1 protein-coding gene and 1 pseudogene (1 of these 2 running past the window's edge) are annotated in these 11,477 nt (G+C 77.3%); both read right to left on the minus strand.

The features are described 5' to 3' along the window. Positions 1-6,654, minus strand: partial view of an SDR family NAD(P)-dependent oxidoreductase gene (locus ACTMS9_RS16845; RefSeq protein WP_441165403.1) — the 5' end (the start) only. It extends 9,258 nt beyond the left edge of the window; 6,654 of the gene's 15,912 nt are visible here — the first part of the coding sequence; it begins with the start codon at positions 6,652-6,654; its stop codon lies off the left edge, out of view. A 23-nt stretch (positions 6,655-6,677) separates the two neighbouring features. Next, a pseudogene (locus ACTMS9_RS16850) lies at positions 6,678-11,474 on the minus strand (type I polyketide synthase); the annotation flags it as partial. Between the last annotated feature and the right edge of the window lie 3 nt (positions 11,475-11,477).

The following is an 11,477-nucleotide window of genomic DNA, read 5'->3' on the forward strand; positions in this document are numbered from 1 at the left end:
CCACCCGATGTCGCCGTCGCGCAGGTCGGGGTGCTCGCCCGCGTACGCGGAGAGCCGCCCGGCCTGGGCCCGCAGCGCCGCCTCCGACCGGGCGGACACCAGCCAGGGCACGACCGGGCCGGCGGCGGCCCCGACAGGGCCGGCCGGCGCCGGGGTGTCGTCCGGGGCCTGTTCGATGATGACGTGCGCGTTGGTGCCGCTGATGCCGAACGACGACACCGCAGCCCGGCGCGGATGCCCGTTCACCGGCCACTGGCGCGCCTCGGTCAACAGTTCCACCGCACCGGCGGACCAGTCCACCTGCGGCGACGGCGCGTCCACGTGCAGCGTCCGGGGCATCGCCCCGTGCCGCATGGCGAGGACGACCTTCATCACCCCGGCCACCCCGGCCGCCGCCTGGGTGTGGCCCAGGTTCGACTTGACCGAACCCAGCCAGAGGGGCCGGTCGGCGGGGCGCTCCCGGCCGTACGTGGCGAGCAGAGCCTGCGCCTCGATCGGGTCGCCGAGGGTCGTGCCCGTGCCGTGTGCCTCGACCAGGTCGACCTCGGCGGCCGGGACGCCGGCCGAGGCGAGCGCGGCCCGGATCACCCGCTGCTGCGACGGGCCGTTCGGCGCGGTCATGCCGTTCGACGCGCCGTCCTGGTTGACCGCCGAACCGCGCACCACGGCGAGGACCGGGTGACCGTTGCGGCGGGCGTCGGAGAGGCGCTCGACCAGCAGGAACCCGGCGCCCTCGGCGATGCCGGTGCCGGCCGCGCCGGCGGCGAAGGCGCGGCAGCGGCCGTCCGGGGACAGTGCCCGCTGCCGGCTGAACTCGACGAAGATCTCCGGGGTGGCCATCACGCTGACCCCGCCGGCCAGCGCCAGGTCGCACTCCCCCGACCGTAGCGCCTGCGCGGCCAGGTGCAGCGCCACCAGCGACGACGAGCAGGCGGTGTCGATGGTCACCGCCGGCCCCTCCAGGCCGAGCACGTACGCCACCCGGCCGGAGGCGACCGCGCCGGTGCCGCTGTTGGCCGGGTAGTCGTGGTACATCAGGCCGGCGAAGACGCCGGTGGGGCTGCCCTTGAGCGTGCCCGGGTCGATGCCGGCCCGCTCGAAGGTCTCCCAGGCGCACTCCAGCAGCAGCCGCTGCTGCGGGTCCATGCCCAGCGCCTCGTTCGGACTGATCCCGAAGAACGCGGGATCGAAGTCGGCGGCGTCGTGGAGGAAGCCGCCGGAGCGGGTGTAGCTGCTGTTCGGCGTGGTGAAGTCGGGGTCGTGGAGCTGGTCGACGTTCCAGCCCCGGTCGGCGGGGAAGTCGCCGATCGCGTCCACCCCGTCGGCGACCAGCCGCCACAGCTCCTCGGGCGAGCTGACCCCGCCGGGGAAGCGGCAGCTCATGGCGACGATGGCGACCGGCTCGTCGACCGGCTTCGCCGTCGCCACGGCGGACGTCACGGCGGCGGTACCGGAGAGCTCGTCGACCAGGAAGCGGGCCAGCCCGGCCGGTGAGGGGTAGTCGAAGACCGCGGTGACCGGCAGCCGCAGGCCGAGGGTCTGGTTGAGCCGGTTGCGGAACTCGACCGCGGTGAGCGAGTCGAAGCCCAGCTCGCGGAACGCCCGCTCCGGGGCGACGGCGGCGGCGGAGGTGAAGCCGAGCACCAGCGCCACCCGGTCCAGCACCAGGTCGAGCAGCGCCTGCTCACGGTCCGCCTCGGGCAGCCGGAGCAGCCGGTCCACCAGGGAACCGGCGTCGGCGCGTACCCCGGCGGCGCTGCGCCTGGCGACCGGCAGCAGGGTACGGAACAGCGCTGGCACGTCGCCCTGGGCGCGTACGGCGGCGAGATCGAAGCGGACCGGCAGGAGCAGGGCGTCGGGGCGGTCCAGGGCGGCGTCGAGCAGGGTCAGCCCCTCGTCGACGGTGAGGCCGATCATGCCGCTGCGGGAGATGCGCGCCCGGTCGACGCCGCCGAGCCGCCCGGTCATGCCGGTGGCCTGCGCCCAGAACCCCCAGGCCAGGCACTGGCTGGCGAGCCCCTGCGCCCGGCGGTGCGCGGCGAGGCCGGCGAGGAACGCGTTCGCCGCCGCGTAGTTGCCCTGCCCGGGCGCGCCGACCACGCCGGCCGCGGAGCCGAACAGGACGAACGCGCCGAGGTTCGCGTCGCGGGTCAGCTGGTGCAGGTGCAGCGCCGCGTCCACCTTCGGGGCGAGCACGGCGTCGAGCTGTTCGGGGGTGAGCGAGGCGATGGTGCCGTCGTCGAGCACGCCGGCGGTGTGCACCACCGCGGTCAGCGGCCGTCCGGCCGGGACGTCGGCCAGCACGGCGGCGAGGGCGTCGGAGTCGGTGACGTCGCAGGCGACCTGGTCGACCGAGGCGCCGAGGCCGGTCAGCTCGGCGGCCAGGTCGGCCGCGTCGGGGGCGGCCGGTCCGCGCCGGCTGAGCAGCAGCAGGTGGCGTACTCCGTGGGCGAGGACCAGGTGGCGGGCGACGATGGCGGCGAGGGTGCCGCTGGCGCCGGTGACCAGCACGGTGCCGGCCGGGTCGATCCGGCCGGCCGGCGGCTCCTCGCCGGTGGCCGGCGCGCGGACCAGCCGGGTGGCGAGCAGGTCGCCGGCGCGTCGCAGCAGTTGCGGCTCACCGGCGGCGACGAGGGTCGGGGCGAGCGCGACGGCGTCGGTGACGTCGACGTCGGTGTCGGCGAGGACGATCCGGTCCGGGTGCTCCGACTGGGCGGAGCGGACCAGGCCCCAGACGGCGGCGCCGGCCAGGTCGGTGACGTCCTCGCCGTCACGGCCGACCGCGCCGCGGGTGAGCACCAGCAGGGTGGTGGCGGCGTACCGGTCGTCGGCCAGCCAGGTCTGCAGGTCGGCGAGCACGCGGCGGGCGGTGTCGTGCACCGACGCCGCGTCGGCGCCGCCGGTGACCGGCAGCACCACCACGTCGGCGACCTCGCCGGCATCCCACCGTCCGACCTGGACGGGCGCGGGCGGCGGGGTGGGCACGGGCGTCCAGGCGGTGCGGTAGAGTGCCTCGGCGACCGGCCCGGCCGCCGCCGGGGCGAGGTCGGCCGGAAGCGGCCGCAGGACGAGGGAGTCCAGCGAGAGCACCGGCGCGCCGGTGGCGTCGGCAGCCTCGACGGCGACCTCGCCGGCGCGCAGCGGGGTGATCCGCACCCGCAGGCTGGACGCCCCGACCGCGTGCAGGGTGACCCCGGTGAAGGCGAACGGCAGCAGCGCCCGGTCGTCGACGGCGTCGGTGAGGGCGACCGCGTGCAGCGCGGCGTCGAGCAGGGCGGGGTGCAGGTCGGCCCGCTCGGCGTCGGCGGTGGCCTCCTCGGGCAGCTCCACCTCGGCGTACACCTCGGCGCCGGCCCGCCAGGCGGCCCGCAGCCCCTGGAACACCGGCCCGTACGCCAGCCCGGCGTCGGCCAGCTCCGGGTAGAGGGCGGCGACGTCCACGGCGGTGGCGCCGGCCGGCGGCCACTGCCGCAGGTCGTCGGCGGGGCGGGCGGTGGCCGGGGCGAGCTGGCCGGTGGCGTGCCGCTGCCAGGGCGCGTCGGGGGTGGCGTCCTCGGGCCGGGACCAGACGCTGACCGGGCGGGTGCCGCGCTCCCCCGCCGCGCCGACGGCGACCCGCAGTTGCACGCCGGCGCCGTCGGCAAGCACCAGCGGCGCGCCGATGGTCAGCTCGTCGACGGCCGGGCAGCCGACCTCGTCGCCGGCGCGCAGCGCCAGCTCGACCAGGCCGGTGCCGGGGACCAGCACGGTGCCGGCGACGGCGTGGTCGGCCAGCCACGGGTGGGTGCCGGTGGAGATGCGTCCGGTGAGCACCACCCCGTCGTCGGCGGGGGTGGCGACGACCGCGCTGAGCAGCAGGTGGTCGGCGGGGTGCTGGCCGGCGCCGGTGACGTCCCCGGTGCCGGTGGCGGCCGCGTCCAGCCAGTGCCGGCGACGCTGGAACGGGTACGTCGGCAACTCCACCCGCCGCCCCGGCCGCCCCTCGAACAGCGGCAGCCAGTCCACCGCGACGCCGTGGACGTACGCCTCGGCGAGCGAGGCGGCGAGGCGGTCCGGTCCGCCGTCGTCGCGGCGCAGCGTACCGATCACGACGGCCGGGGCGCCGGCGTCGGTGACGGTCTCCTCGATACCGACCTTGAGCGTCGGGTGGGCACTGGGCTCGACGAAGACGGTCAGCCCGTCGGCGAGCATGGCCCGGGTGGCGTCGGCGAAGAGCACGGTCTGCCGCAGGTTGGTGTACCAGTAGCCGCCGTCGAGGGCGGTGGTGTCCAGCAGGGCACCGGTGACCGCCGAGTAGAACGGCACCTCCGCGGTGCGGGGCCGGACCGGGGCGAGCAGCTCGGCGAGCCGGTCCCGGATGCCCTCGACGAAGACGGAGTGCGAGGCGTAGTCCACCGGGATCATCCGGGTGCGGATCTCCTCGGCGGCCAGTTCGGCCTGGAACGCGGTGAGGGCGTCCACCTCGCCGCAGACCACCACCGAGCCGGGGCCGTTGACGGCGGCGAGAGAGAGCCGACCCGCCCAGCCGGCGAGCCGCGCGCGGGCGGCGTCGGCGGGCAGCGAGACCGACATCATCCCGCCCAGGCCGGCCAGCTCGGCGGCGATGACCTGGCTGCGCAGGGCGACCACCCGGGCGCCGTCGTCGAGGGTGAGCGCACCGGCGACGCAGGCGGCGGCGATCTCGCCCTGCGAGTGGCCGACCACGGCGGCCGGTTCGATGCCGTGGCTGCGCCACAGCTCGGCCAGCGAGACCATCACCGACCAGAGCACCGGCTGCACCACGTCGACCGGGTCGAGGGTGGGCGCGCCGGGCGCCCCGCGCAGCACGTCGACCAGGTCCCAGTCGACGAAGGGTGCCAGCGCGCGGGCGCACTCGGCGATCGTCGCGGCGAAGACCGGCGACGAGTCGAGCAGCTCGACCGCCATCCCGGCCCACTGCGAGCCCTGGCCGGGGAAGACGAAGGCCACCCGGGCGTCGGTGCGGGCGGTGCCGCGGACCAGGTTGGCGGCCTCGCGGTCGTCGGCGAGGGCGGCCAGGCCGGCCAGCAGCGCGGCGGTGTCCGTACCGGTGACGACCGCGCGGTGGTCCAGCGCGGAGCGGCCGGTGACCAGGGCGTGCCCGACGTCGGCCGGGTCGGGTCCGGCCGCGCCGGCGGCGAGCCGCGCGGCCTGCGCGCGCAGCGCCTGCGGGTCGCGGGCCGACAGGACCCAGGCGAGGGTACGCCCCGACGGCGCCGGCTCCGGCGTCGTGACCTCGGCCGACTCCTCCTCGGGGGCCTGCTCGATGATGGCGTGCGCGTTGGTGCCGCTGACGCCGAAGGAGGAGACGCCGGCCCGGCGGGGGCGGCCCAGCTCGGGCCAGGGCAGCGCCTCGGCGAGCGGCCGGACGGTCCCCGGTGTCCAGTCCACGTGCGACGACGGGGTGCCGACGTGCAGGCTCTTCGGCAGCAGGCCGTGCCGGATGGCCTGCACCATCTTGATCACACCGCCGACCCCGGCGGCGGCCTGCGCGTGCCCGAAGTTGGACTTCAGCGAGCCGAGCCAGAGCGGCCGGTCCGCCGGCCGGCCCTGTCCGTACGTGGCGAGCAGCGCCTGCGCCTCGATCGGGTCGCCGAGGGTGGTGCCGGTGCCGTGCCCCTCGACCACGTCGACCTCGCCGGGCGGGAGCTGCGCGTTGGCCAGGGCGGCGCGGATGACCCGCTGCTGGGCCGGCCCGCTGGGGGCGGTGAGGCCGTTGGACGCGCCGTCCTGGTTGACCGCGGTGCCGCGCACGACGGCGAGCACCGGGTGGCCGTTGCGGCGGGCGTCGGAGAGCCGTTCGAGCAGCAGCACGCCGGCGCCCTCGGCCCAGCCGGTGCCGTCGGCGTCGTCGGAGTACGCCTTGCAGCGGCCGTCGGGCGCGAGTCCGCGCTGCCGGCTGAACGCCACGAACGGCGCCGGGGTGGACATCACCATCACCCCGCCGGCCAGCGCGAGGGTGCACTCGCGCCGGCGCAGCGCCTGCACGGCCAGGTGCAGCGCGACCAACGACGACGAGCAGGCGGTGTCCACGGTCAGCGTGGGCCCCTCCAGCCCCAGCGTGTACGCGACCCGCCCGGCGATCACCGAGGCCGCCGCCGCCGTGCCCAGGTACGCCTCGGCCGCCTCCGGGGCGGCGTTGAGCAGGTCGCCGTAGTCCTGGTAGCCGGAGCCGGTGAAGACGCCCACCGGCTTGCCCCGGACGGCGTCGGGGGCGATGCCGGCGCGTTCCAGCACCTCCCAGGAGACCTCCAGCATCAGCCGCTGCTGCGGGTCCATCGCCGCGGCCTCGCGGGGGGAGATGCCGAAGAAGGCGGCGTCGAACTCGGCGGCCTCGGCGAGGAAGCCGCCCTCGGCGACGTAGCTGGTGCCGATCCGGTCGGGGTCGTCGGCGAGCAGCCGGGCGAGGTCCCAGCCCCGGTCGGTGGGGAGCGGACCGACCGCGTCCACCCCGCCGGCCACCAGGTCCCACAGCTGCTCCGGGGTCCGCACGTCCCCCGGGTAGCGGCACGCCATCGCCACGATCGCGATGGGATCCCGCTCGACGCCCTCGACCTCCTGGAGCCGCTGGCGGGTCTGCGTGAGATCCGCCGTCACCCGCTTCAGGTAGTCGAGAAGCTTGCCGTCCTCCGCCATGCCGGTCCTCACCCCTGTGCGGGTCAGCGCAACCCGAGTTCGTTGTCGATGAAGTCGAAGATCTCGTCGGCGGTCGCCGCCTCGCCGAGCCGGTCGTCGCCGGCGGAGGGGTCGACCAGGCCGATCAGGGCGCGCAGCCGGGCGGCGAGCGCGGGCCGGGCGGCGTCGTCCTCAGGCAGCGCGGCCAGCGACGCCTCCAGCCGGTCCAGGTCGGCCGCCGGCCCGGTCGTCGCGTCGGCGGCGCCGACCCCCATTTCCGCGCCGAGGAACTCCGCCACGGCGGCCGGCGTCGGGTGGTCGAAGACCAGGGTGGCGGGCAGCGCCTGGCCGGTGGCGGCGGTGAGCCGCTGCCGCAGGTCCATCGCGGCGACCGAGTCGAAGCCCAGGTCGGCGAAGGGGCGGACGGGGTCGAGGGCGGCCGGGCTGTCGTAGCCGAGCAGCGCGGCCACCTCGGCGCGGACGGTGTCCAGCAGGGCCCGCGCCCGCTGGGCCGGCGGCAGCCCGGCGAGCCGGTCGGCCAGCCCGGTCGGGGCGCTCGTGGTGTCGCCGGCGACCGCCTCGGCCACCTCCGGCAGCGCGTCGAGCAGCGGTCGCCGCCGGGCCATGGTGTAGACGGGGGCGAAGCGCGACCAGTCGATGTCGGCGACGACGAGGTCCCCGGCGTCGGCCCGGTACGCCTCGGGCAGCGCGGTGATCGCCAGCTCCGGTCGCATCGGCGGCGCGCCGAGGCGGCGCATCCCGGCGGCCAGGTCGGCGTCGACCATGCCGCTGTCCCAGGAGCCCCAGGCGATCGAGGCGGCGGCGAGGCCCCGGGCCCGGCGGCGGGCGGCCAGCGCGTCCAGGTAGGCGTTCGCGGCGGCGTAGCCGGCCTGCCCGGCGCTGCCCCAGACGGCGGCGCCGGAGGAGAAGAGCACGAACGCGTCCAGCTCGGTGTCGGCGAGCAGGTCGTCGAGGTGGGCGGCGCCGGCCACCTTGGCGGCGGCCACGTCGGCGATCTCGGCGAGGGTCAGCTCCCCCACCGGGGCGATGCGCTGCATGGCCCCGGCGGCGTGCACCACGGCGGTCAGCGGCCACCGGGCGGGCAGCCCGTCGAGCAGGTCCCGGAGCTGGTCGCGGTCGGCGACGTCGCACGCGGCGAGGGTCACCTCGGCGCCGAGGCCGGTCAGCTCGGCGGCCAGCGCGTCCGCGCCGGGGGTGTCCTTGCCGCGCCGGCCGACCAGCACCAGGTGCGCGGCGCCGGCCCGGGCCAGGGCGCGGGCGACGTGCGCGCCGAGGCCGCCGGTGCCGCCGGTGACCAGCACGGTGCCGCGCGGCCGCCACGACGGCGGCGCCACCGGCCGGGCGGCCCGGACCATCCGGCGGGCGCGCACCCCGCCGTCGCGGATGGCCACGTGGTCCTCGCCGCCGGTGGTGGTGACCAGGGCGCGCAGCCGGCGCAGGGCGGCCGGGTCGGGGAACTCGGGCAGGTCGACCAGCCCGCCCCAGTGCCGGGGCAGGTCGAGGGCGAGGCCGGTGCCGAGGCCGTGCACGGCGGCCTGGGCCGGGTCGGCGGACTCGCTCGGGTCGACGGCGACCGCGCCGGTCGTGAGGCACCAGATCGGGGCGTCGAACTGGGCGTCGCCGAGCGCCTGGACCAGCGCGACCGTCCCGGCGAGGCCGCGGGTCAGCGCCGGGTGGTCGGGATGCGGCCGGTCGTCGAGGGCGAGCAGGGAGAGCAGCACCGTGCCGGGGCCGGGCAGTTCGCGCAGCCGGGCGGCGAGGGCGGCCCGGTCGGCGTCGGCCACCGGGAGGCGGACCACCTCGCCGCCGTGCTCGGCCAGGGTGGCCGCGATCATGCCGACCCGCAGGTCGTTGTCGTACCCGTCGGGCACGGCGACCAGCCAGCGGGCCGGCGCCGGACCCGGCTCGGGGTCGGCGACGGACTCCCACACCACCCGGTAGCGCCAGCCGTCCACCGCGGACCGGTCGGCGTGCCGGCGGCGCAGCGCGGACAGAGCGGGCAGCACCTGGCCGAGGGCGGCCGGGTCGACGCCGAGGTCGGCGGCGAGGGCGGCGGGGTCGGCGGCGGCGAGGTCGTCGAGGAAGCTCGGGTCGGCAGCGACCGGCTCGGGCGCCTCCCACCAGTACCAGCGGCGCTGGAACTCGTAGGTGGGCAGCTCGACCCGGCGGGCGCCGGGGTGCACCGCCGCCCAGTCGACCGCCGTGCCGCGGGTGTGGGCGCGGGCCAGTGCGGTGACCAGCTCCCGCTCCTCGTCCCGGTCCCGGCGCAGCAGCGGCACGAAGACCGCGTCCCGGCCGTCGCCGACGCAGTCCGGGCCGGTGGCCGAGAGCGCCGCGTCCGGGCCGAGCTCCAGGAACGTGGTGACGCCCTGGTCGGCGAGCCACCGTACGGAGTCGTGGAAGCGGACGGTGCCGCGCACCTGGCGTACCCAGTGCTCCGGGTCGGTCAGCTCGCCGGTGACCGGTTGCCCGGTCAGGGTGGAGACCACCGGCAGGGTCGGCGCGGTGTAGCGCAGCGACCGGGCGACCTCGGCGAACTCGGTGAGCATGGGTTCCATCAGCGGGCTGTGGAAGGCGTGCGAGACAGCCAGCCGCCGGGTCCGCCGGCCGGGGCCGCGCAACTGCTCGGCGACGGCCAGCGCGGCGGCCTCGACGCCGGAGACCACCACGGCGGTCGGGCCGTTCACCGCGGCCAGGTCGACCCGCTCGTCGAGCAGCGGCCGGACCTCCGCCTCGGTCGCCTCCACGGCGACCATCGCCCCGCCGGGAGGCAGCGCCCCCATCAGCCGGCCCCGGGCGGCGACCAGCGCCGCCGCGTCGGGCAGGGTGAGCACGCCGGCGACGTGCGCGGCGGCCAGCTCGCCGATGGAGTGCCCGACCAGGTACGCCGGGCGCACCCCGCAGCTCTCCAGCAGCCGGTACAGCGCCACCTCCAGCGCGAAGAGCGCCGGCTGGGCGTACCCGGTGTCGTTCAGCGGGTCGGCGTCGGCGCCCCACACCACCTCGCGCAGCGGCCGGGCCAGGTGCGGGTCGAGGGCGGCGACGGCGGCGTCGAACGCGTCGGCGAAGGCCGGGAAGGTGGCGTGCAGCTGCCGTCCCATGCCGGGGCGCTGGGCGCCCTGCCCGGTGAAGCAGAAGGCGGTGCGGCCGTCGACGCGTACCGTGTCGCGGACCAGGTGGGCGGCGGCGGTGCCGTCGGCGAGCGCGGCCAGGCCGGCGCGGAGCGCGGCGTGGTCGGCGCCGATCACGGCGGCCCGGTGCTCCAGCGCGGCGCGGGTGGTGGCCAGCGAGTACGCCACGTCGGCCGGGGCCTGGTCGGCGCGCTCCTCCAGGTGGCCGGCGAGCCGGCGGGCCTGCGCCCGCAGCGCCGGCTCGTCCCGCCCGGAGACCAGCAGCGCCACCGGCCGCGCCGACGGCGCGCCAGCGTCGTCCCGGGCGGCGGGGGCGGTGTCCTCGACCGGGGCGGTCTCGGCGGGCGGCTCCTCGACGATGACGTGGGCGTTGGTGCCGCTGAGCCCGAACGCGGAGACCCCGGCCCGGCGGGGGCGGTCGCCGCGCGGCCAGGGCCGGGCCTCGGTGAGCAGCCGCACGTTGCCGGTGGACCAGTCCACGTTGGGGGTGGGTTCCTTGACGTGCAGGGTCTGCGGCAGCGTGTTGTGCCGCATCGCCGCCAGCATCTTGATGATCCCGCCGACCCCGGCGGCGGCCTGCGCGTGCCCGACGTTGGACTTGAACGAGCCCAACCAGAGCGGCCGGTCCGCCGGCCGGCCCTGTCCGTACGTGGCGAGCAGCGCCTGCGCCTCGATCGGGTCGCCGAGGGTGGTGCCGGTGCCGTGCGCCTCGACGGCGTCGACCTGGTCGGCGGTGAGCTGCGCGGCGGCCAGCGCGGCCCGGATCACCCGCTGCTGGGCCGGTCCGTTGGGGGCGGAGAGGCCGTTGCTGGCGCCGTCGGAGTTGACCGCGCTGCCCCGGACCAGCCCGAGCACCGGGTGGCCGTGGCGGCGGGCGTCGGCGAGGCGTTCCAGCAGCAGCAGGCCGATGCCCTCGCCCCAGGCGGTGCCGTCGGCGTCGGAGGAGAAGGACTTGCACCGGCCGTTGGGGGCCAGCCCCCGGTCCTGGCTGAACCCGACGAACGAGTCCGGGGTGGACATCACCGTCACCCCGCCGGCCAGGGCCAGGCCGCACTCGCCGGCGCGCAGCGCGTGCGCGGCCAGGTGCACCGAGACCAGCGACGAGGAGCAGGCGGTGTCCACGGTGACCGCCGGGCCTTCCAGGCCGAGCGCGTACGCGACCCGGCCGGAGGCGACGCTGGCGAGGCTGCCGACGCCCTTGGCGGCGTAGTCGTGGTAGACGAGGCCGGCGAAGACGCCGGTGGCGCTGCCCTTGAGCGAGGCGGGGTCGATGCCGGCCCGCTCGACGACCTCCCAGGCGGTCTCCAGCAGCAGCCGCTGCTGCGGGTCGGTCTCCCGCGCCTCCCGTGGGCTGATCTTGAAGAAGTCGGCGTCGAACTCCCCCGCGTCGTGCAGGAACCCGCCGTTGACGCAGTACGTCCGCCCGGGCGTGGCCGGCTCCGGGTCGTACAGGCCGGCGACGTCCCAGCCGCGGTTCTGCGGGAACCCGCTGATCGCGTCGCCGCCGGAGGCGACCAGCTCCCACAGGTCGTCGGGGGTGCGGACACCGCCGGGGAACCGGCAGGCCGCGGCGACGATCGCAATGGGTTCGTGCCAGCGCTGCTCGGCGTCGTGCAGCCGCCGCCGGGTCTGCTGGAGGTCAGCCGTGGCGCGCTTGAGGTAGTCGCGCAGCTTGTCGTCGGTCGCCATCGC

This window comes from Micromonospora sp. L31 (assembly GCF_052068075.1).
GTDB lineage: Bacteria > Actinomycetota > Actinomycetes > Mycobacteriales > Micromonosporaceae > Micromonospora > Micromonospora purpureochromogenes.